The 22891-nt window shown below is 51.6% G+C and carries 20 protein-coding genes and 1 pseudogene; 15 read left to right on the top strand and 6 right to left on the bottom strand.

Going from position 1 to position 22891, the window contains the following annotated elements; all coding sequences use genetic code 11:
* Positions 1-3 precede the first annotated feature (3 nt).
* From OOJ59_RS03300 to OOJ59_RS03290, 3 genes are all read left to right on the top strand, one after another.
* Positions 4-2436 carry a glycyl radical protein gene (locus OOJ59_RS03300; RefSeq protein WP_160955542.1) on the top strand — a complete coding sequence of 811 codons (2433 nt, stop codon included), beginning with the start codon at positions 4-6 and terminating at the stop codon, positions 2434-2436.
* Between the two features lie 222 nt (positions 2437-2658).
* Positions 2659-3471 carry a Cof-type HAD-IIB family hydrolase gene (locus OOJ59_RS03295; protein WP_160955541.1) on the top strand — a complete coding sequence of 271 codons (813 nt, stop codon included), beginning with the start codon at positions 2659-2661 and terminating at the stop codon, positions 3469-3471.
* 154 nt (positions 3472-3625) lie between these two features.
* Positions 3626-4888: a DUF1479 domain-containing protein gene (locus tag OOJ59_RS03290; protein ID WP_160955540.1), complete on the top strand. Its 1263-nt coding sequence runs from the start codon at positions 3626-3628 to the stop codon at positions 4886-4888.
* Positions 4889-4968: 80 nt separating this feature from the next.
* Here OOJ59_RS03290 and OOJ59_RS03285 read toward each other — a convergent pair whose 3' ends face one another.
* Positions 4969-6564 carry an ABC-F family ATPase gene (locus OOJ59_RS03285; protein ID WP_038639134.1) on the bottom strand — a complete coding sequence of 532 codons (1596 nt, stop codon included), beginning with the start codon at positions 6562-6564 and terminating at the stop codon, positions 4969-4971.
* A 232-nt stretch (positions 6565-6796) separates the two neighbouring features.
* On the opposite strand from OOJ59_RS03285, the gene ldtB reads away from it, so the two are divergent.
* Positions 6797-7717 carry a L,D-transpeptidase gene (gene ldtB / locus OOJ59_RS03280; RefSeq protein WP_038643088.1) on the top strand — a complete coding sequence of 307 codons (921 nt, stop codon included), beginning with the start codon at positions 6797-6799 and terminating at the stop codon, positions 7715-7717.
* Between the two features lie 94 nt (positions 7718-7811).
* Here ldtB and OOJ59_RS03275 read toward each other — a convergent pair whose 3' ends face one another.
* Entirely contained in the window at positions 7812-8921 is a 1110-nt protein-coding gene (locus OOJ59_RS03275) for an anion transporter (protein WP_160955539.1), read from the bottom strand.
* On the bottom strand, positions 8918-9391 hold the full coding sequence (gene mntR / locus OOJ59_RS03270) for a manganese-binding transcriptional regulator MntR (protein ID WP_038639127.1): 474 nt from the start codon (positions 9389-9391) through the stop codon (positions 8918-8920). Before mntR ends, OOJ59_RS03275 begins: the two co-directional genes overlap by 4 nt.
* A gap of 186 nt (positions 9392-9577) precedes the next feature.
* Here mntR and mntS point away from each other — a divergent pair, with 186 nt between their 5' ends.
* Together mntS and OOJ59_RS03260 are read left to right on the top strand one after the other, a co-directional pair.
* Positions 9578-9706 carry a manganase accumulation protein MntS gene (gene mntS / locus OOJ59_RS03265; protein ID WP_003831584.1) on the top strand — a complete coding sequence of 43 codons (129 nt, stop codon included), beginning with the start codon at positions 9578-9580 and terminating at the stop codon, positions 9704-9706.
* A 276-nt stretch (positions 9707-9982) separates the two neighbouring features.
* The gene (locus OOJ59_RS03260; protein WP_121528799.1) at positions 9983-11569 is read left to right on the top strand and encodes a phosphoethanolamine transferase; all 1587 of its coding nucleotides are present in this window, start codon (positions 9983-9985) and stop codon (positions 11567-11569) included.
* 63 nt (positions 11570-11632) lie between these two features.
* Here OOJ59_RS03260 and ompX read toward each other — a convergent pair whose 3' ends face one another.
* A complete protein-coding gene (ompX, locus tag OOJ59_RS03255; RefSeq protein ID WP_003035257.1) occupies positions 11633-12148 on the bottom strand; it encodes an outer membrane protein OmpX in 516 nt (171 codons plus the stop codon).
* Between the two features lie 400 nt (positions 12149-12548).
* Between ompX and rhtA the strand changes: the two genes are divergently transcribed.
* From rhtA to ybiO, 6 genes and pseudogenes are all read left to right on the top strand, one after another.
* Positions 12549-13436: a threonine/homoserine exporter RhtA gene (gene rhtA / locus OOJ59_RS03250; protein WP_042309586.1), complete on the top strand. Its 888-nt coding sequence runs from the start codon at positions 12549-12551 to the stop codon at positions 13434-13436.
* Positions 13437-13739: 303 nt separating this feature from the next.
* On the top strand, positions 13740-14243 hold the full coding sequence (gene dps, locus OOJ59_RS03245; protein ID WP_038639118.1) for a DNA starvation/stationary phase protection protein Dps: 504 nt from the start codon (positions 13740-13742) through the stop codon (positions 14241-14243).
* A gap of 365 nt (positions 14244-14608) precedes the next feature.
* Positions 14609-15355, top strand: a complete 747-nt coding sequence (gene glnH, locus OOJ59_RS03240) for a glutamine ABC transporter substrate-binding protein GlnH (RefSeq protein ID WP_038639115.1) — start codon at positions 14609-14611, stop codon at positions 15353-15355.
* Positions 15356-15491: 136 nt separating this feature from the next.
* Positions 15492-16151: pseudogene (gene glnP / locus OOJ59_RS03235) on the top strand (glutamine ABC transporter permease GlnP).
* Positions 16148-16870, top strand: coding sequence for a glutamine ABC transporter ATP-binding protein GlnQ (gene glnQ, locus OOJ59_RS03230; RefSeq protein ID WP_042309588.1), 723 nt, complete (start codon positions 16148-16150; stop codon positions 16868-16870). The pseudogene glnP and the gene glnQ overlap by 4 nt, the downstream one beginning before the upstream one ends.
* A gap of 117 nt (positions 16871-16987) precedes the next feature.
* A complete protein-coding gene (ybiO, locus tag OOJ59_RS03225) occupies positions 16988-19225 on the top strand; it encodes a mechanosensitive channel protein (protein WP_160955538.1) in 2238 nt (745 codons plus the stop codon).
* Here the strand turns inward: ybiO and rlmF are convergent.
* A complete protein-coding gene (rlmF, locus tag OOJ59_RS03220; protein WP_087857593.1) occupies positions 19222-20148 on the bottom strand; it encodes a 23S rRNA (adenine(1618)-N(6))-methyltransferase RlmF in 927 nt (308 codons plus the stop codon). The genes ybiO and rlmF overlap by 4 nt on opposite strands.
* A gap of 211 nt (positions 20149-20359) precedes the next feature.
* Here rlmF and mcbA point away from each other — a divergent pair, with 211 nt between their 5' ends.
* The 3 genes from mcbA (at position 20360) to ybiJ (ending at position 21592) form a co-directional block, all read left to right on the top strand.
* Positions 20360-20620, top strand: coding sequence for a DUF1471 family periplasmic protein McbA (gene mcbA, locus OOJ59_RS03215; RefSeq protein WP_069323210.1), 261 nt, complete (start codon positions 20360-20362; stop codon positions 20618-20620).
* Between the two features lie 143 nt (positions 20621-20763).
* Positions 20764-21030, top strand: coding sequence for a DksA/TraR family C4-type zinc finger protein (locus tag OOJ59_RS03210; protein WP_150344823.1), 267 nt, complete (start codon positions 20764-20766; stop codon positions 21028-21030).
* 301 nt (positions 21031-21331) lie between these two features.
* A complete protein-coding gene (gene ybiJ / locus OOJ59_RS03205; protein WP_006685371.1) occupies positions 21332-21592 on the top strand; it encodes a DUF1471 family protein YbiJ in 261 nt (86 codons plus the stop codon).
* A gap of 52 nt (positions 21593-21644) precedes the next feature.
* Here ybiJ and OOJ59_RS03200 read toward each other — a convergent pair whose 3' ends face one another.
* The gene (locus OOJ59_RS03200) at positions 21645-22775 is read right to left on the bottom strand and encodes a malate/lactate/ureidoglycolate dehydrogenase (RefSeq protein WP_160955537.1); all 1131 of its coding nucleotides are present in this window, start codon (positions 22773-22775) and stop codon (positions 21645-21647) included.
* Positions 22776-22891 lie beyond the last annotated feature (116 nt).

The following is a 22891-nucleotide window of genomic DNA, read 5'->3' as shown; positions in this document are numbered from 1 at the left end:
GCCATGACCACTCTGAAACTGGACACACTCAGCGACCGTATCAAAGCGCATAAAACAGCCCTGATCCACATCGTGAAGCCGCCGGTTTGCACCGAGCGCGCCCAGCACTATACCGAGATGTATCAACAACATCTGGATAAGCCGATCCCGGTACGCCGCGCGCTGGCGCTGGCCCATCATCTGGCGGAACGTACTATCTGGATCAAGCATGACGAACTGATTATCGGCAACCAGGCGAGCGAAGTGCGCGCTGCACCGATCTTCCCGGAATACACCGTCTCCTGGATTGAAAAAGAGATCGATGACCTCGCCGACAGGCCGGGCGCTGGCTTTTCGGTAAGTGAAGAGAACAAACGCGTATTGCACGAGGTGTGCCCGTGGTGGCGCGGCCAGACCGTACAGGATCGCTGCTACGGGATGTTTACCGATGAGCAGAAAGGTCTGCTGGAAACCGGCATTATCAAAGCCGAAGGCAATATGACTTCCGGCGACGCACACCTGGCGGTGAACTTCCCGCTGCTGCTGGAAAAAGGTCTCGACGGCCTGCGCCACAAAGTTGATGAACGTCGCTCCCGCATCAATCTGACTTGTCTGGAAGACCTCCATGGCGATCAGTTCCTGAAAGCGATTAATATCGTGCTGGAGGCCGTCAGTCTGCATATTGAGCGCTTTGCCACCCTGGCACGTAAAATGGCATCCTCGGAGACCCGCGCCAGCCGTCGCGAGGAACTCCTGACCATGGCGGAAAACTGTGATGTGATTGCCCATGAACCACCTAAAACGTTCTGGCAGGCGCTGCAGTTGTGCTACTTCATCCAGTTGATCCTGCAAATTGAGTCGAACGGCCATTCAGTGTCGTTTGGTCGCATGGACCAGTATCTCTATCTTTTCTACCGTCGTGATGTGGAGCTGAATCAATCGCTGGATCGCGAACACGCCATTGAGCTGCTGCACAGCTGCTGGCTGAAGCTGCTGGAAGTGAACAAAATCCGCTCCGGCTCCCACTCCAAAGCATCGGCAGGTAGCCCGCTGTATCAGAACGTGACCATTGGCGGACAGAATCTGGTTAACGGTCAGGCGGTGGATGCCGTCAACCCGCTCTCCTACGCCATTCTCGAATCCTGCGGCCGCCTGCGCTCTACTCAGCCTAACCTGAGCGTGCGCTATCATGCGGGGATGAGTAACGATTTCCTTGATGCCTGTGTGCAGGTCATTCGCTGCGGCTTCGGGATGCCAGCCTTTAACAACGATGAAATCGTCATACCTGAATTTATTAAGCTTGGCATTGAACCGCAGGATGCCTACGACTATGCGGCCATTGGTTGCATCGAAACCGCCGTTGGCGGCAAATGGGGCTATCGTTGTACCGGTATGAGCTTTATTAACTTTGCCCGTGTGATGCTGGCGGCGCTGGAAGGCGGACGCGATGCCACCAGCGGCAAAGTCTTCCTGCCGCAGGAAAAAGCGCTCTCGGCCGGCAATTTCAACAATTTCGATGAAGTGATGGACGCCTGGGATACACAGATTCGCTACTACACGCGTAAATCCATCGAAATCGAGTATGTCGTCGACACCATGCTGGAAGAGAACGTACACGATATTCTCTGTTCGGCGCTGGTAGACGACTGTATCGAACGCGCGAAAAGCATTAAGCAAGGCGGCGCGAAGTATGACTGGGTATCAGGTTTGCAGGTGGGTATTGCCAACCTTGGCAACAGCCTGGCGGCTGTGAAGAAACTGGTCTTCGATCAAGGCGCTATCGGCCAGCAGCAATTAGCTGCTGCACTGGCTGATGATTTTGACGGTCTGACTCACGAGCAATTACGCCAACGACTGATCAACGGCGCGCCGAAGTACGGTAACGATGACGATTCCGTTGATACGCTGCTGGCCCGCGCTTATCAGACCTATATTGATGAACTGAAACAGTACCATAATCCACGTTATGGTCGCGGTCCGATTGGCGGCAATTACTACGCCGGGACCTCTTCTATCTCCGCCAACGTGCCGTTTGGCGCGGCAACCATGGCAACGCCGGATGGCCGTAAAGCTCACACCCCGCTGGCTGAAGGCGCGAGCCCGGCTTCCGGGACGGACCATCTCGGCCCGACGGCGGTGATTGGCTCGGTGGGTAAATTGCCTACCGGCTCCATTCTCGGCGGTGTGTTGTTAAATCAGAAGCTGAATCCGGCCACGCTGGAGAATGAATCAGATAAGCAAAAACTGATGATCCTGCTGCGCACCTTCTTTGAAGAGCACAAAGGCTGGCATATTCAGTACAACATTGTGTCCCGTGAAACGCTGCTGGAAGCAAAAAAACACCCGGATCAATACCGTGACCTGGTGGTGCGTGTCGCAGGCTATTCCGCCTTCTTCACTGCCCTGTCTCCGGATGCGCAGGACGATATCATCGCGCGTACTGAGCATATGCTGTAAGCAATATTGTAGGCCGGATAAGGCGTTCACGCCGCCATCCGGCACGCTACCCTCCCCATTGCCGGATGCGCTGACGCTTATCCGGCCTACAACTGCTCTCCCCTTAGCCGGGTAAGGCGAAGCTGCCACCCGGCCTTTTACTTTCATTCGAAATTAAATTTGTGCTTCAGGTCACATTGTTATTAGAATGTTTCTGGTCGCAGTTATGAGCCAGGAGCAAGTATGACCATCAAAGTTATCGTCACCGATATGGACGGAACTTTTCTCGACGACGCCAAGAAATACGATCGTGCATGTTTTATGGCGCAGTATCAGGAACTGAAAAAACGAGATATTGAATTTGTCGTGGCCAGCGGCAACCAGTATTTCCAGCTGATCTCCTTTTTCCCGGAGCTTAAAGACGAAATATCGTTTGTCGCTGAGAATGGCGCGCTGGTTTATGAGCATGGCAAACAGTTGTTTCACGGCGAGCTTACCCGTCACGAATCACGCATTGTTATTGGCGAACTCCTCAAAGACAAGCAGCTCAATTTTGTTGCCTGTGGTCTGCAAAGCGCCTACGTCAGTGAGAATGCTCCTGAGTCTTTCGTGGCATTGATGTCGAAACACTACCATCGCCTGAAACCGGTGAAGGATTATCAGGACATTGATGATGTGCTGTTTAAGTTTTCGCTGAACTTACCCGACCAACAAATCCCGTTGGTTATCAATCACCTGCATACCGCTCTGGATGGCATAATGAAGCCCGTCACCAGCGGCTTTGGGTTTATCGATTTGATTATTCCGGGCTTACATAAAGCCAACGGTATCAGCCGCCTGCTGAAACGCTGGAACCTGTCTCCACAAAACGTCGTCGCCATTGGCGATAGCGGCAACGATGCAGAAATGTTGAAAATGGCGCATTACTCTTTCGCCATGGCCAATGCGGCGGAGAGCATCAAAGCGATTGCCCGCTATCAGACCGATGACAATAACCATCAGGGCGCGCTGAATGTGATTCAGGCGGTGCTGGATAACACCTCTCCTTTTAACTAACGTCTAATCCTGCTAACCGGGGCGTGCTCCGGTTCTCACGCTTAATGCATTCCGCGCACACCATCAAGTTTTTAAACTTGCATTAACCTATTTTTAACTTATATTGCATGTGTAAGATAAATTAGTTTCGAATGAAAGTTAATGCGAGGTGGTTATGGCTTTTACGTTTACCAGCGACACATTGCCCGTCGATCACAAAGCGGCAATCCGTCAGATGAAACAGCAATTGCGGGCACAGCTTGGGGATGTTCAGTTGATTTTCAATCAGTTGAGCGATGCCATTGCCACTCGCGTGGCGGAAATCAACGCCCTCAAAGCGCAAGGTTCTCCGGTTTGGCCAACGTTGTCCTATGCGGATATCAAGGCGGGACGCGTAAACGCAGAGCAGCGTGAAGAGATTAAGCGTCGCGGATGCGTGGTCATCAAGGGACATTTCCCCCGCGAACAGGCGCTGGCATGGGATCAGTCGATGCTCGATTACCTGGATCGAAACCATTTCGATGAGGTCTACAAAGGCCCCGGTGATAACTTCTTTGGCACCCTCAGCGCATCCCGACCGGAGATCTACCCCATCTACTGGTCCCAGGCGCAAATGCAGGCCCGTCAGAGCGAAGAAATGGCCAATGCGCAGTCATTCCTTAATCGCCTGTGGACGTTTACAAGCGAAGGGAAACAATGGTTTAACCCGGACATCAGCGTCATCTATCCTGACCGCATACGTCGTCGTCCGCCGGGAACAACGTCCAAAGGGCTGGGCGCGCATACGGATTCCGGCGCGCTGGAGCGCTGGCTTCTGCCGGCATATCAGCAGGTCTTTGCGAATGTTTTCAATGGCAAGCTGGAAGATTACGATCCATGGCAGGCGGCGCATCGCACAGAAGTTGAAGAGTACACGGTAGATAACACCACTAAATGTTCAGTATTTCGTACCTTCCAGGGCTGGACGGCACTGTCCGATATGTTGCCAGGTCAGGGATTGTTGCACGTAGTCCCGATTCCTGAAGCGATGGCCTATGTGCTATTACGTCCATTGCTTGACGATGTGCCGGAAGATGAGCTTTGCGGCGTCGCGCCCGGCAGAGTTCTGCCGATTTCCACGCAATGGCATCCGCTGCTGATAGAGGCGTTAACCAGTATTCCGCAACTGGACGCCGGCGACTCCGTCTGGTGGCATTGCGATGTGATCCACTCCGTCGCGCCGGTGGAAAATCAGCAGGGCTGGGGCAATGTGATGTATATCCCTGCCGCGCCGATGTGCGAAAAGAATCTGGCCTACGCCCACAAAGTGAAGGCCGCGCTGGAAAAAGGCGCGTCGCCGGGGGATTTCCCGCGCGAGGATTATGAAACTGACTGGGAAGGACGCTTCACGCTGGAGGATTTGAATATCCACGGTAAACGCGCGCTGGGTATTATTTAATGTGTCACTGACGCCATTTCCTAAGTATTTCACGTTACAGGTGCAGCCATCACACCTGTAACGTGAAAGACGACGGGAAATTAGCCGTCGATACCTTTACTACGCAGGTAATCTTCGTAGTTACCGGTGAAGTCGATCACGCGCTCCGGCGTAATTTCAATCACACGGGTTGCCAGAGAACTGACGAACTCACGGTCGTGAGAAACGAAAATCAACGTGCCCTGATACATTTCCAGCGCCATGTTCAGCGACTCAATCGATTCCATATCCAGGTGGTTAGTTGGTTCATCCATTACCAGAATATTCGGTTTCTGCATCATCAGCTTACCGAACAGCATGCGCCCTTTTTCACCACCGGAGAGCACTTTTGCAGGCTTCTTGATATCGTCCTGGCTGAACAGCAGACGACCGAGGAAGCTGCGCACAACCTGTTCATCATCGCCTTCTTGTTTCCACTGGCTCATCCACTCGAATACGGTCAGATCGTTTTCGAACTCATATTCATGATCCTGCGCATAGTAACCAACTTGCGCGTTTTCGGACCACTTCACGGTACCGTTATCCGGCTGCAAATCACCGACCAGCGTTTTCAGCATAGTGGATTTACCCACGCCGTTGGCGCCCAGAATGGCAATCTTCTCACCCACCTCGAGCAGCAGATTGAAGTTTTTAAACAGCGGGCCTTCATCAAAACCTTTAGTAAGCGCTTCCACTTCCAGCGCGTTACGGAACAGTTTCTTATCCTGCTCGAAGCGAATGAACGGGTTCTGACGGCTGGAAGCTTTAACTTCTTCCAGTTTAATTTTATCGATCTGACGGGCGCGGGAAGTCGCCTGACGAGATTTTGAGGCGTTGGCGCTAAAGCGGCTGACGAAAGATTGCAGGTCAGCAATCTGCGCTTTCTTCTTGGCGTTATCGGCCAGCAGACGTTCACGCGCCTGGGTGGCCGCCGTCATGTATTCGTCGTAGTTCCCCGGATAAACACGCAGTTCGCCGTAGTCCAGATCCGCCATGTGCGTGCAGACCATGTTCAGGAAGTGACGGTCGTGCGAAATGATGATCATGGTGCTGTCACGTTCGTTCAGCGTCTGCTCCAGCCAGCGGATGGTGTCGATATCCAGGTTGTTCGTTGGTTCGTCGAGCAGCAGAATGTCCGGGTTAGAGAACAGCGCCTGCGCCAGAAGCACACGCAGCTTCCAGCCGGGTGCGACTTCGCTCATCGGCCCGTAATGTTGTTCTACCGGAATACCCACGCCCAGCAGCAGTTCGCCCGCACGCGCTTCAGCAGAATAACCGTCCATTTCACCGTACTGAACTTCGAGGTCAGCCACTTTATAGCCGTCTTCTTCACTCATTTCGGCCAGCGCGTATATACGATCGCGCTCCTGCTTCACTGCCCACAGTTCAGCATGCCCCATGATCACGGTGTCAAGCACGGTGAACTCTTCAAAGGCGAACTGATCCTGACGCAGCTTACCGATGCGCTCATTCGGATCGAGGGAAACGTTACCCAGCGTCGGTTCGAGATCACCGCCGAGAATTTTCATAAAAGTGGATTTACCGCTACCGTTCGCGCCAATCAGGCCGTAACGGTTGCCGCCGCCAAATTTGACGGAAATATTTTCAAACAGCGGCTTACTGCCAAACTGCATGGTGACGTTGCTGGAAACTAACACTGGCGTATCCTGAAAGAGAAAGAAATATGTGACAAACCGCTTATTATGCCATAAGTCTACGATAAGATCGCCCCTTCATGCTGAAGGGGGAAAGTGAAAGCAAAAGGAAAAAAATGTGATTTAGTACACATCCGAATTCCTTGTTGCTCAGATTGCACATATAATGCGTGCCCAACACTACATAAATCTCAACCCACTCGCCTGCCTGGCACTGAATCTCGCATACATGAAGATGAATATGAAATTGACAACGCTTTTCGCGGCGGCACTTGCGGTAGTTGGTTTTTGCAACACTGCCTCAGCCGTCACGTACCCGCTGCCTACCGATGGTAGCCGTTTGATTGGCCAAAACCAGGTCATCACCATTCCTGAAGGCAATACCCAACCGCTGGAGTATTTTGCGGCAGAATATCAGATGGGTCTGTCTAACATGCTGGAAGCGAACCCTGGCGTGGATACTTTCCTGCCGAAGGGCGGCACCGTACTGAACATTCCTCAGCAGTTGATCCTGCCGGATACCGTGCATGAAGGTATTGTTATCAACAGCGCTGAAATGCGTCTGTACTACTACCCGAAAGGCACCAACACCGTTATCGTTCTGCCGATCGGTATCGGCCAGTTAGGCAAAGACACGCCGATCAACTGGACCACCAAAGTAGAACGTAAGAAAGCGGGCCCAACCTGGACGCCAACGGCGAAAATGCATGCGGAATACCGCGCTGCGGGCGAACCGCTGCCGGCCGTGGTTCCGGCAGGCCCGGATAACCCGATGGGGCTGTACGCACTGTATATCGGCCGTCTGTATGCTATTCACGGCACCAATGCTAACTTCGGCGTTGGCTTACGTGTCAGCCACGGTTGTGTCCGTCTGCGTAACGACGACATCAAATTCCTGTTTGAAAATGTGCCGGTCGGCACTCGCGTACAGTTTATCGATGAGCCGGTGAAAGCCACTACCGAACCAGACGGCAGCCGCTACATCGAGGTACACAACCCGCTGTCCACCACGGAAGCACAGTTTGAAGGCGGGGAAATCGTACCGATTACGCTGAACAAGAGCATTACCAGCGTCACCGGTCAGTCTGATGTCGATCAGTCCGTCGTTGAGCAGGCGGTACAGAACCGTTCTGGTATGCCGGTTCGTCTGAACTAATCTGCTATACATGCCCGATGGCGCTACGCTTATCGGGCCTACCAACGCAGTAGGCCGGATCAGGCGCCAGCCGCCATCCGGCACACCATATCAATTACATCATCTGCAGCAAAACATACCCTACCAGCGCCGCCCATATCAGCATCGGCAACGAATACCAATGAAAACGCCACCAGATCCGTCGATCGTTTGCCATGCGTAAAGCGATAAGATTCGCCAGCGATCCCGGCAGCAGACCAAACCCACCCACATTAACCGCCCAGGCCAGCAGCAGCGTCGGCGGAACGTAGTTCAGCAACAAAATCGTACTGGGAACATTACTGATAAACTGCGACAGGCCAATGGCCGTCAACCAGAGACCCGGCGCTGAGAGCGTGCCAATCTGGTGCGTTATCCCCTGCAATGCCGGTAGCTGCGTCAGCAAATACACATCAATAAACATCGCCATAAATACCAGCAGCAGCGTCCAGTCCACGCTGAGGATGACGCGACGCGCCAGAACCATGAACCCCGCCGCCACAATCGCCAGACCCCACAGCTCTTGTTTTAACTCCAGCGCCGTCAGAAAGATGATATACAGCGCCAGACAGCTCCACACCAGGCGTGGTTGCCAGTCCGGCGCGCGCGTCCCGGTATGATAGTGCAATGCTTTGTTCGGGAAACTAAACCAGCACAGCACCACCAGCGTCAGCATCATGGCACCCGCGAGCGGCGCCATTTGCCACGTAAACGCGGTAAATGACAACCCGGAGCGCCCCCACATCAGGATATTTTGCGGATTGCCGATTGGCGTCAGCAACGATCCGGCGTTTACCGCCAGCGCCTCAAAGATAATCAGGCGATTCACCGGAATGGCGCACAATTTTTTCAGGGTGATGGTCAGCGGGACAACAATAAACAATGCAACATCGTTGGTCAGAAACGTCGACAGCAGCGCCGCCGCCAGCACCATAAATATCGCCAATTGGCGTTCAGTGTGAAAGCGGCGGGTCATCTTGCGCCCTAACACATCGAAGTAACCGCTTAATTCAACGCCTTTGGTCAGTAACATCAGGCCGCTAAGCGTAATAATGGTGCGCCAGTCAATCGCTCCAGGCCAAGAACGGGGCGTAAACGGCGTGAACACGCTCAGTACAACCCCGACGATGATTAACAGCTGGAAAAAACGATCGCGCTGCAAGGCGCGTAGTAAAGGAAAACTCATTCAGAGCCAGATCCTTGCTGTTGCGTAAAACGGCTAAAAGCCTCCAGCGTTTCCTTACTGACGTGGTGCTCCATTCCCTCTGCGTCACGGCGGGCAATTTCCGGGCTGATACCTAACATCAACAGGAAATTTTCCACAATCTGATGACGCTCCCGGCTCTCCTGGGCCAGACGTTCGCCTTCTGCGGTTAAAAACACACCGCGCCAGGGGATCATTTCAATCAACCCGACGGAAGCAAGGCGCTTCAACATTTTGGCAACCGTCGGCTGGGAAACCCCGAGTCGGGCAGCCATGTCCACCTGGCGCGCTTCACCTACCTCAATAATGAGATCGGAAATCAGCTCTACGTAGTCATCAATCAGCTCGCGGCGATGCGCCTCCCGGACCTGACGAAATCCTTCAACGTGTTCTTCGACATTCACCAATTGCGTCACTTTTTTTGTTGTTGGCGTACCTGCGCGACGACTCATTCTGCTTCCTCGTTACTGTGACGCGTTAACGGCATCTGATTAGAGAGCGCTCATTGTAAACCAGAGTTGCGTGGGCACAAAAAATTAACGTTTTAGCAATAGCTATATAATATAGCCTGTGCTATATCTGTATATAATAAAGACATCCCTCAAGGACTGATGGGATCGTGAAGTCAGGAGGTTTATATGAATGAATTTAAGAGGTGTATACGCGTGTTTAGCCATTCTCCCTTTAAAGTACGGTTGATGCTGATCTCTATGCTGTGTGACATGATCAACAGCAAACCAGAGCAGGATAAACCTTCAGAAAAATAATGCGGCGTCGCGGTACGCCGCTTCCTTTCCCTGCTGTCATCTGGGTACAGTAGTGTTTTTCGTCCCAATAACCCTGCTTTTTGTCAGTTTTGCCACCTCTCTCGCAAAACAATTTCCTTGTAGTAGTTGACCTTCTCTCATGCACACTCTATCTTTTCGCAGCCCTGCGTATATTGCGGCTCGCGGATGCGGACCCTATCCCTCTTCTCGCTCTCTCAGGCAGGCAATGACCCTTAACGCCAGGGTAAGCACATGGCGTTTTTGCATTAGTGGCGTATGAATTTAACCCTCAAAGATTCAATCATTGCTCGTAGCCGGGCCATCAGTCCGTGGACTGGCCTCTATTTCTTACAGTCTATGCTGATCAACCTGGCGTTGGGCTATCCGCTTAGCTTGCTCTACAGCGTTGCTTTCACCTGTATATTAATACTGCTATGGCGCAGCGCGCCGCGCGCGCAGAAAGTGCTGATCGGCATTTGCTCACTTATTGCGGCAATGTACTTTCCGTTTGGTCAGGCTTACGGTTCGCCTAACTTCAATACGTTGCTGGCGCTGCATTCAACCAATATGGAAGAGTCCACCGAGATCCTGACCATCTTCCCCTGGTACAATTATCTGGTTGGGGTATTTATTTTTGCCCTCGGCGTTATCGCCGTACGCCGTAAAAAAGAAGCGCAGAAGCGCAGTTGGAATAAGTACGACAGTCTGTGTTTGTTGTTTAGCGTCATCGCGTTTTTTGTTACCCCGGTACAAAACCTGGCCTGGGGCGGCGTGTTCAAGCTTAAGGACACCGGTTATCCGGTTTTCCGCTTCGCCAAAGACGTGATCGTCAATAATAACGAAGTGCTCGATGAACAGGAGCGCATGGCGAAGCTGTCGAGTGTGAAAGACAGCTGGACAGTAACCGCCGTGAAGCCAAAGTATCACACCTATGTCGTGGTCATTGGTGAAAGCGCCCGCCGCGATGCATTAGGCGCGTTTGGCGGTCACTGGGATAACACCCCGTTTGCCAGTTCCGTTAACGGCTATCTGTTCGCAGATTACATTGCCGCAAGCGGTTCAACGCAAAAATCGCTTGGCTTAACGCTTAATCGGGTCGTTGATAATAAGCCGCAGTTCCAGGATAACTTTGTCACTCTGGCTAACCGCGCGGGATTCCAGACGTGGTGGTTTTCCAATCAGGGGCAGATTGGTGAATACGATACGGCTATCGCCAGTATCGCAAAGCGGGCTGATGAAGTGCACTTCCTCAAAAATGGTGATTTCGAAGCGGATAAAAATACCCGTGACGAAGAACTGTTAAAGATGACCGCCCAGGTGCTGGCAACCGAGCGCACTCAGCCGCAGCTCATCGTGCTGCATTTAATGGGTTCACATCCGCAGGCCTGCGACCGTACGCAAGGAAAATACGAGACCTTCGTTCAGTCAAAAGAGACATCTTGCTATCTGTACACCATGACGCAGACGGATGGCCTGCTGCGCCAGCTTTACGAGCAATTACGTAACAGCGGCAATAGCTTCTCGATGGTCTATTTCTCCGATCATGGCCTCGCCTTTAAAGAGCGGGGAAAAGAGGTGCAGTACCTGGCGCATGACGATCGGTTCCAGCAGAATTTCCAGGTGCCTTTTATGGTGCTGTCGAGCGATGATAAAGCGCATCGGGTGATCAAAGCCCGTCGCTCTGCCAATGATTTCCTCAGCTTTTTCTCTCAATGGACGGGGATCAGCGCGAAGGAAATTACCAACAGCTACCGTTTTATCTCAGAGAAGAAAGCCGGACCGGTGTATATCACCAACTTCAAACTGCAGAAGGTGGATTACAACCATCTGGGTACCGATATCTTTGAGACCAAATCTCGTTAATCTCTAAATTACACGCAAAAAAAATCCGCCTCAAAAGGCGGATTTTTTATATCACCGAAGTGATTAGAAGCGGTAACCCACGCCAGCGATCCAGGTGCCAACGTCAACGCTACGAATACGGCTCTGCTCATAGGAGAAGTCCAGAGCAACGTTTTCGATCGGGTTGAACTGCAGACCAGCACCGTAAGAGAAACCGTAGTCGCTGGTGGTGTGGTTGTCAGCCGGAGATGCTGCGTTCTGGAATTTACCGTAACCAACACCCACTACACCGTAGATGCTTGCCCAGTCGTTCAGACGGTAAGCCGGACCCGCAGTGATGCCGTAGTACTGGGTTTTGTTGTAGTCGCCAGAAGCATCGGTACGGTCTTTTTCAGTGTAAGTGAAGGAACCGATTACACCCAGCGGGTTGTTGTCCTGCTCGTAGCGATACTTCAGGTTGAAACCGTTCATTTTGTTCGCTGCGCCCTGAGCATCACTCTGAGCGTAACCACCAGTAACGGTAGAAGTAGCAGCTACAGCAGTACCTGCGGAGAAAGCCAGAACAGCGGCCAGTGCTGAAAGACATGCAATTTTTTTCATAACCACCTCAAATGTGCTTCAAGTAAATCCTAAGTTTTAAATATAACAAAAATTGATGGGAAACTCTTTGCGATTCGCGGTGTCTAACGGGCTCTTTCATGTAACAAAACATTTCACAAGCCAGCTATACCTTTCAATTTACACCACTTTTTTAATCTAATGAGCCATTATTGCGCGCACAATACGACACATTCATCCAGATAATTCCTAATCACGCAGATTATTAATCCACCAATTTCGTACCATTGTACGGATCTGAAGAATTTTTTTTTCAACCAATACTCAACCAGTTGAGTGTATTTCCATTACACTCGCTGTTTTACTTTTCTATACATTTTGCCATCCGCGTCGTAACGCCGCGCAGATGAAGAGATGTAACCATCATTTGTCAGGAGAAAGGATGCCGGGGTCGTTACGAAAAGCGCCAGTTTGGTTACCTATTTTAGTTTTGCTTATTGCTATGTCCTCCATTCAAAGCGGAGCATCTCTGGCAAAATCGCTGTTCCCTCTCGTCGGTGCGCCTGGCGTTACCGCGCTGCGCCTCGCACTGGGCACACTCATCCTTATCGCCTTCTTTAAACCCTGGCGTTTACGTTTTGCCAAAGAACAGCGCCTGCCGCTGCTGTTTTATGGTCTGTCTCTTGGCGGGATGAACTACCTCTTTTATCTGTCTATTCAGACTGTCCCGCTGGGAATTGCCGTGGCGCTGGAGTTTACCGGCCCGCTTGCAGTGGCGCTGTTTTCATCCCGACGCCCTGTAGATTTTATTTGGGTCGCGCTCGCCGTTCTTGGGCTTTGGTTCCTGTTACCGCTTGGCCAGGACGTTTCTCATGTGGATTTAACCGGCGCAGCGCTGGCGCTGGGAGCTGGCGCCTGTTGGGCAGTTTATATTCTCACCGGGCAGCGTGCCGGCGCGGAACATGGTCCGGCAACCGTAGCGGTTGGTTCATTAATCGCCGCGCTGATTTTTGTTCCCATTGGCGCAATTCAGGCCGGCGATGCCCTGTGGCACTGGTCAATACTGCCGTTGGGCCTGGCCGTGGCCGTACTCTCCACCGCGCTCCCCTACTCATTAGAGATGATCGCACTAACGCGATTGCCAACGCGGACTTTTGGTACGTTAATGAGCATGGAACCCGCGCTGGCTGCGGTTTCGGGAATGATCTTCCTCGGTGAAACGCTAACGCTTATCCAGACGCTGGCCCTGGGGGCGATTATTGCCGCATCAATGGGTTCTACACTCACTATTCGCAAAGAACCGCAAATTAAGCAAGTTGACGTGAATTAACCCCTTAATATTCTGCATGGTTTGCATAATCATGCAGAATATCCAATTGTAAATCTGCGTGATAATTTTTCTAATAAATAGATTTTTCTCATTCGCCTATTTCTTTTAATTTCCACATTAACATAAAAATAACATTGCATGACAATAAAACCATGTATCCTCATGATTTCAATATATTTTTATTATCCGCTCATCTCTTCGCTATTAAAGTAATAGGTAACACCGGAAAAATAAATCCAAAATTAGCGCTATACTTATTTCCGTTGAAGAGTTGGGACATAAATATCAAGAGGATATGAAAATATGAGTACCGCAAAACTGGTAAAAACAAAAGCATCCGCCCTCGTTTATACTCGCAACGATGTGACAGACAGCGAAAAGAAAGCAACGGTAGAACTGCTGAATCAGCAAGTGATCCAGTTCATCGACCTGTCGTTGATCACTAAACAGGCTCACTGGAACATGCGCGGCGCGAACTTTATTGCTGTCCATGAAATGCTGGATGGCTTCCGTACTGCCCTGACCGATCATCTCGATACCATGGCTGAGCGCGCCGTACAGTTAGGCGGTGTGGCATTGGGTACAACCCAGGTCATTAACAGCAAAACGCCGCTGAAAAGCTATCCGCTGGATATCCATAGCGTACAGGACCACTTAAAAGAGCTGGCCGATCGTTATGCAGTGGTCGCCAATAGCGTACGTAAAGCCATTAGCGAGGCAAAAGACGAAGATACAGCGGATATCTTCACCGCTGCGTCACGCGATCTCGACAAATTCCTGTGGTTTATCGAAGCCAACATTGAATAACTGTAGGCATAAGAATTACCTATAAAACCCTCGCTCCGGCGGGGGTTTTGCACATCTATGGTGCATAACATTGATCATTCGTCACTCCAAAGTAAATTAATTGTAATAATCACCTCACACAATCGTTAACGAAAGATTGTTTTATCAACAATTTTTACGCTAAATAGTCATACCGTTTGCACCGTGTCAGGTACGCACCAAATGAGTGCCCCAAAATAGTGCAGATTATCCGCTTTGTCCTACTTATTGTGCAGAGAAAAGAAATACCTTCTTTTTAAAACAATGAGTTGCAAAAGTGGCACGATTTTTTCATTAAGCCATATGTTCTCGCAGGGGATCGCCCCGTGGATATAAAAGGAAATCCTATGAAGTCTGTATTAAAAGTTTCACTGGCTGCACTTACCCTGGCTTTTGCGGTGTCCTCCCATGCCGCAGATAAGAAACTGGTTGTCGCAACTGACACCGCGTTTGTTCCATTTGAATTCAAACAGGGTGACAAATACGTTGGATTTGATGTGGATCTGTGGGCTGCCGTCGCCAAAGAATTGAAGCTGGATTATGAACTGAAACCAATGGATTTCAGCGGCATCATCCCGGCTCTGCAAACCAAAAACGTCGACCTGGCACTGGCGGGTATCACCATCACCGACGAGCGTAAAAAAGCGATCGACTTCTCTGACGGCTACTACAAAAGCGGTCTGTTAGTGATGGTCAAAGCGAATAATAACGACGTTAAAAGCGTGAAAGACCTGGATGGTAAAGTCGTTGCTGTGAAGAGCGGCACCGGTTCCGTTGATTACGCAAAAGCTAACATCAAAACCAAAGACCTGCGTCAGTTCCCAAATATCGATAACGCCTATATGGAACTGGGCACCAACCGCGCAGACGCCGTGCTGCATGACACGCCAAACATTCTTTATTTCATCAAAACCGCGGGTAACGGCCAGTTCAAAGCCGTAGGTGACTCGCTGGAAGCTCAGCAGTACGGTATCGCCTTCCCGAAAGGCAGCAATGACCTGCGTGAGAAAGTGAACGGCGCGCTGAAAACGCTGAAAGAGAACGGCACTTATAACGAGATCTACAAAAAATGGTTCGGTACTGAACCTAAATAATAACTGGCAGTGATGCCCGGTGGCGCGATGCATACCGGGCCTTTCCCAGGATTTTTGAGACCTGTAACCGGATAAGCACAGCGTATCTGGCAAAACGGGCATTTGAATATTTACACCACGGTAACAGGAACGACATATGCAGTTTGACTGGAGTGCCATCTGGCCCGCCATCCCTCTTTTGATTGAAGGCGCCAAAATGACCTTATAGATCTCGATCCTCGGTCTGGCTGGCGGCCTGGTAATCGGGCTTGCAGCAGGGTTTGCGCGTACTTTCGGCGGTTGGATAGCCAACCACGTAGCGCTGGTGTTTATCGAAGTCATTCGCGGTACACCAATCGTTGTGCAAGTGATGTTTATCTACTTCGCTCTGCCAATGGCGTTTAACGATTTACGTATTGACCCCTTTAGCGCCGCCGTTGTCACCATTATGATCAACTCCGGTGCCTATATTGCGGAAATCACCCGCGGTGCGGTGCTCTCAATCCATAAAGGATTCAGTGAAGCCGGACTGGCGCTTGGACTTTCACGTACAGAGACTATCCGTCACGTTATTTTGCCTCTCGCGCTGCGTCGTATGCTGCCGCCGCTGGGCAACCAGTGGATCATCAGCATTAAAGATACCTCGCTGTTTATCGTCATTGGCGTCGCTGAACTGACCCGCCAGGGCCAGGAAATCATTGCCGGTAACTTCCGCGCACTGGAAATCTGGAGCGCCGTTGCGGTGTTCTATCTGATCATTACGCTGGTGCTGAGCTTCATTCTGCGTCGTCTGGAAAGAAGGATGAAAATCCTGTGATTGAATTTAAAAATGTTTCTAAGCACTTTGGTCCTACCCAGGTTCTCCACAATATTGATCTGAACATTAAGCAGGGCGAAGTCGTGGTCATCATCGGGCCGTCCGGTTCCGGTAAATCTACTCTGCTGCGCTGCATTAACAAGCTGGAAGAGATAACCTCTGGCGATCTGATCGTCGACGGTCTGAAAGTCAACGATCCCAAGGTCGATGAGCGGTTAATTCGCCAGGAAGCCGGGATGGTGTTTCAGCAGTTCTACCTGTTTCCCCACCTGACGGCGCTGGAAAACGTCATGTTTGGGCCGCAGCGCGTACGCGGGGCGAATAAAGAACAGGCAGAGAAGTTGGCGAAAGAATTACTGGCGAAGGTCGGCCTGGCCGAGCGCGCGCATCACTACCCTTCTGAACTGTCCGGCGGTCAACAACAGCGTGTGGCTATCGCCCGTGCACTGGCAGTAAAGCCGAAAATGATGCTGTTTGATGAGCCAACCTCGGCGCTTGACCCTGAACTGCGTCACGAAGTTCTGAAAGTCATGCAGGATCTGGCGGAAGAAGGAATGACCATGGTGATTGTGACCCACGAGATCGGCTTTGCCGAAAAAGTGGCCTCACGTCTGATTTTCATTGATAAGGGACGTATTGCCGAAGACGGTAATCCGCAAGCCCTGATTGAAAATCCACCCAGCCAGCGTTTACAGGAATTCTTGCAGCACGTCTCCTGATGCATTGACCTCCCTTCGCCCGAAGGGAGGTTTTCACCAGAATCCTCTCATTTCCATTCTCTTACGCTCTGGCATCTATACTTATCCTTTTGAATTTATTTTCTCATGGGAGGAGTCATGCGCTGGATCCTGTTGGTCTTCTTTTGTCTGCTGAGCATACCGTCTCACGCGGTGACGATACCCGGCGTCACAACATCGACTTCAGCCGACCCGCAAGCCACCCCCGCAAAAGAGCCTGATGTTGAGCAAAAGAAAGCCGCTTACGCCGCGCTGGCTGACGTACTGGACAATGAAGCATCGCGCCAGGAGTTGATTGGTCAATTGCGCAAAGTCGCGGCAACGCCTCCTCCCGAACCCGTGCCGGTGATTGTCCCCCCCACGCTAACTGAAGAAAAAACGGTGTTGGAAAACGTGACAGATGTCAGTCGTCACTATAGTGAAGTTCTTTCCGACCGCTTTGCCCAGCTTTACCGCAACATCACCGACGCCCCGCATAAAACCTTTAACCCGCAAACCTTCACCAATGCCCTGACCCATTTTTTAATGCTGGCAGCGTCAGTGTTTGGGTTTTACTGGCTGATCCGCCTGTGCGCGCTGCCGCTGTATCGCAAAATGGGGCAATGGGCGCGACGGAAAAACCGCGAACGCAGCAACTGGCTACAGCTTCCGGCAATGATCGTCGGCGCATTTATTATCGATTTATTACTGCTGGCGCTGACGTTGTTTATAGGGCAGATTCTGAGCGATCGAATGAACGCCGGGAGCCGCACCATCGCTTTCCAGCAAAGTCTGTTCCTCAATGCCTTTGCGTTGATTGAGTTCTTCAAAGCGATTTTACGTCTGATATTTTGCCCGACGGTAGCGGAGCTACGCCCGTTTAACATTCAGGATGACGGCGCGCGCTACTGGAGTCGCCGTTTGAGTTCATTAAGCAGCCTGATTGGTTACGGACTGATTGTTGCCGTTCCTATTATCTCAAATCAGGTCAACGTGCAGGTCGGTGCGATGGCAAACGTCATCATCATGCTGTGTATCACGCTATGGGCGCTGTATCTGATTTTCAGAAATAAGAAAGAGATCACGCAGCATTTGCTCAATCTGGCGGAAAGATCGCTAGCCTTTTTCAGCCTGTTCATCCGCGCCTTCGCGCTGGTATGGCATTGGCTGGCCAGCGCTTACTTCATTGTGCTGTTTTTCTTCTCGCTGTTTGACCCTGGCAACAGTCTGAAATTCATGATGGGCGCAACGTTACGCAGCCTGGTGATTATCGGCATTGCCGCCTTTGTTTCCGGCATGCTTTCGCGTTGGATAGCCAAAACGATTACCCTGTCGCCACATACCCAGCGCAGCTACCCGGAATTACAAAAACGGCTGAATGGCTGGCTGTCGACGGCGTTAAGCGTGGCCCGGATCCTGACGGTGTGCGTCGCGGTGATGCTGCTGCTCAATGCCTGGGGATTGTTCGACTTCTGGAACTGGCTGCATTACGGCGCCGGAGAGAAAACGGTGGATATCCTGATTCGTATCGCGCTGATTCTTTTCTTCTCCGCCATTGGCTGGACGATCCTTGCCAGCCTGATTGAAAATCGTCTGGCTTCCGATATACACGGTCGCCCATTGCCCAGTGCCCGTACCCGCACGCTGTTAACGCTGTTCCGCAATGCGCTGGCGGTGATTATCAGCACTATTACTATCATGATTGTGCTGTCCGAAATTGGCGTCAACATCGCCCCCTTGCTGGCCGGGGCCGGGGCGCTGGGGCTGGCGATCTCTTTTGGCTCGCAAACGCTGGTAAAAGACATTATCACCGGGATCTTCATTCAGTTCGAAAATGGTATGAACACCGGGGATTTAGTCACTATCGGTCCACTCACCGGTACGGTTGAAAGGATGTCCATTCGTTCTGTGGGGGTGCGTCAGGATACCGGGGCGTACCATATCATTCCCTGGTCATCGATAACCACCTTCGCCAACTTTGTGCGTGGCATTGGCTCAGTCGTCGCCAATTACGATGTCGACCGTCATGAAGATGCGGATAAAGCCAATCAGGCGTTGAAAGACGCTGTCGCTGAGCTGATGGAAAAGGACGATATTCGCGGGCTTATTATCGGCGAGCCGTCGTTTGCCGGGATCGTGGGGTTAACCAATACGGCTTTCACGCTACGGGTCTCATTTACGACCCTGCCGCTGAAACAGTGGACGGTACGTTTCGCGCTCGACAGCCAGGTGAAAAAACACTTCGATCTGGCCAACGTACGCGCCCCGGTACAGACGTATCAGGTCTTGCCTGCACCGGTGAATGGCCCTCCGTCGGCGGCAAGCGAACAACTGCCGCCAGGGGAGCCAACGCTCTAGCGTTTACGCGCCATAAAACGACGACGCTGATCGTTATCCATAAAGGTCCAGGCAATAAAGCGGCTCTGCTTTTGCCCCTGGGCCATCTCTTTCTTAACCACTTTCACCGCGCCCGCATCCGTTAATGCGTGATACAGCGGAGGTAAATTCTCACCGCGCGAAACCAGCGTGGTAAACCACATCACCTGACGGCCAAAGGCCTGGCTTTCGGCGATCATTTTCTTGATGAACGCCACTTCGCCGCCTTCACACCACAGCTCCTGCTGCTGTCCGCCAAAGTTCAGCGCATCATCTTTGTCCTGACCCAGATTACGACGCTTACGTTCGCTTCCGGCGCGGGCTGAGGCCGCAGAATCATGGAATGGCGGGTTGCATACTGTGGCTTCATACTGCTCATTTTTATGAATGATACCGGTGAAGATTGACGCTGCATCTTTTTGCCGGCGCAAACGAATTGCGCGAGTCAACCCCGGATTGGCGTTAACAATCGCCTGAGCGCTGTTAAACGCTTCGCTACTGGTTTCACTACCGGTGAATCGCCAGCCGTATTCATGCACGCCAATCAGCGGATAAATGCAGTTTGCCCCAACCCCTACATCCAGCACGCTCGCATTTACCGGAATAGTTCCTGTCGTTTCACCTAACAGGTCGGCCAGATGGTGAATGTAGTCCGCACGACCAGGAACTGGCGGACACAGAAAACCGTCTGGAATATCCCAGTTTTTCACCGCATAAAAATGCGCCAGCAGTGCTTTATTGAGCGCCTTCACTGCCTGCGGATTGGCGAAGTTAACGCTCTGCTCGCCGCCGGGCGTGAGGGTGAGAAATTGCGTCAACTCGGGTGTAACCTGGCATAAAGTCGCAAGATCATAACGGCCATTGTGGCGGTTACGCGGGTGTAATCCCGGTTTCTGGGGGGACATAGCATTCTCCTTTTAACAGCGGCGTAAGATACCCGCATAACGCCACGCGGTAAACACACACAACAAGGATATTTGATTTTTTATGCCTGTACGTTGCCTTACCGATTGTTCAAAAAACAGACATGTTATCACCAGTTTTTTGCGGTTAATGTCTTCCGCTGGCGGCCTAAACTTATCAGGCACCACCTGTTGTTTCTCAGAGGATATCACCATGAAGAAATGCCTCACATTACTTGCCGCTACCGTACTAACCGGTATGACGTTCGCATCCTTTGCCGCACAGCCCAACACCAGCCCAGCAACCGGTCAGCTCCAGGCCTCAGGTACAGTATTCGCTACCGGCGCCACTAACCTGAGCGATCTCGAAGACAAGCTGGCAGAGAAAGCAAAAGAGCAAGGCGCAAAAGGCTTTGTCGTTAACTCTGCGGGCGGTAAAAACCAGATGTACGGTAGCGCCACTATCTATAAGTAACCCCTCCACTTCAGCCCAACTGCATTCATCCCGAATGCAGTTTCCTGCGCGAATGGTCTGAAATCTGATACCGCTGATGTGTGGTCGTTTTTCAGCCATCATATTCGCTATACTTATTCTGTAGACAATAACAGGAGGTACATATGGCATCCGGATGGGCAAATGACGACGCAGTTAACGAGCAGATCAACAATACTATTGAAGATGCTGTTGCCCGCGCACGTGGTGAATTACCGACCGGGGAAAGTCTGTATGAATGCGAAGAGTGCGGTAATCCTATCCCGCAGGCCAGACGTGAGGCAGTGCCAGGCGTACGCTTATGCATAGCCTGTCAGCAGGATAAAGATTCACATAGCTCAGCATTTTCAGGATATAATCGCAGAGGTTCGAAAGACAGCCAGCTACGTTGACTTATCTTTACCAAACGTTTCAGCGCAGATAATTTCCTTTACGAGCACGCTTTTTCGCATGCTGTGTAGCAAAATGTGCCGTTGTCGCTTTCACTGTAAAGCGCAGTGACAAGAACTGTAAATCCCTCTTTCGAATTTATTAATATTCAATAAGTTATTTGTCATTCAATTTTTTTGATTGACGCCGTCAATTCTATTCGATTTTCTCTCGCATAAAAAAACGTGATACTTCTCACATCGACGAAACAACGTCTTCTTACCAGAACACTGACTAACAGAACAAACCTGCGAGAGATTAATCATGAAAAATATTAAATTTGCCGTTGCCGCCATCGCCCTTTCTACCCTGTCATTTGGCGTTTTCGCTGCCGAGCCGGTTTCCTCCACTCAGGCACAAAGCATGAATAAAATTGGTGTGGTATCTGCTGATGGCGCCACCACGCTGGATGGTCTGGAAGCAAAACTGGCTGAGAAAGCAGCCGCTGCCGGCGCAACGGGTTACAACATCACCTCCGCTGTCGGCAACGACAAAATGAGCGGCACCGCGGTTATCTACAAATAACCGAAAGATTACCTGTACGACCCAATGCTCCAACCCTCATTGACCCTGTTTGTTACCCTTTGTTTGCCCGTCCGCCACTGGACGGGCTTTTTTTTGCCTGGTGTTTCAGCCGTTCACGGAATTCCTGTAACACGGTGTCGGGCATCCCTATTTGCAACGCCGCCTCGCAGATTGCCTGCCAGCTTCCGGCATCCAGCGGAATACCTTGTTCCAGCCTTTCCTCACGAGTATTCACCTCCCACTCACCTGGCAACAGGATCGGAGCGTCATCGGCATGTGGGGACGCTTTTACCCACTCAGTAAATGCCGCGACCTGGTTATCGCAATCCGGCGCGCCGAACAGTTCTGGGTTAATAATAAGGGTGGTCATACAGTTAATGATGGCGTCCGCACTGGTCTGCAGGCTCTCCTCATGTGTGGTTTTACCACCAGAAAGCGCGCCGCCCATAATTTCGCACATCGCCGCCAGCGCATAACCCTTGTGTTGAGCGAAGGTCAGCAACGACCCCAGCGGAGAGACCTGCATCACAGCAGGATCGGTTGTCGGCGCTCCTTCGGCATCAATCAGACATCCCGGAGCCACCGGTTCCCCCTTATGCCATGCCACGCGGGTTTTGCCAAAAGCGATGGCGCTGGTTGCATAGTCCAACAACAACGGGAAAGTATCTTTACGCGGAAAAACGACGCAGAAAGGGTTGGTGCCAAAACGGCTATCGCGGCCGTGGAACGGTGCGACCATCGGGATGCCCACCACATTCACAAAGTGTACCGAGACAAAACCTGCCGCCGCACATTGTTCCGCCCAGTAACCAATGCGTCCGATATGGTGCGAATTGTGTAACGCCACGGCGGCGATACCGTACTGGCGCGCTTTTTCAATCCCAAGCGTCATTGCCTCGTGCGCCGCCACCTGACCAAATGCGCAATCGCCATCAAGCGTAATCACCGCCCCCGCATCTTTAACCACTTTGGCATGACGGTTGATCTGCAGATGTCCCTGCGAGAAGGAGCGAATATAGCTTGGGATCATGCCGATGCCGTGGGAGTCGTGCCCGGCGAGGTTAGAGGCAATCAGATGATCGGCCACCAGCCGCGCTTCCTGCTCGTTACTCCCCATCTGGTGAAAAACGGCCTGAATAAAGGCGTGCAGCGTTGGCACATGGAAGCGATGTCCACTGTTCATTGTTATCTCCTGTTGTGTCGCGTGTTTGTTGTGTTTCTTATTTTTCAACAAACTATGCTGCGCCACGGCAGTCAGGAGATCAATAAACGTGCAGAAATTTCACGTTGATGCAAAGG

This window comes from Citrobacter sp. W9 (genome assembly GCF_026719375.1).
Taxonomy (GTDB): domain Bacteria; phylum Pseudomonadota; class Gammaproteobacteria; order Enterobacterales; family Enterobacteriaceae; genus Citrobacter; species Citrobacter werkmanii.
Note: the sequence above shows the minus strand (reverse complement) of the source record. Positions and strands in the feature narration are given on the sequence as shown.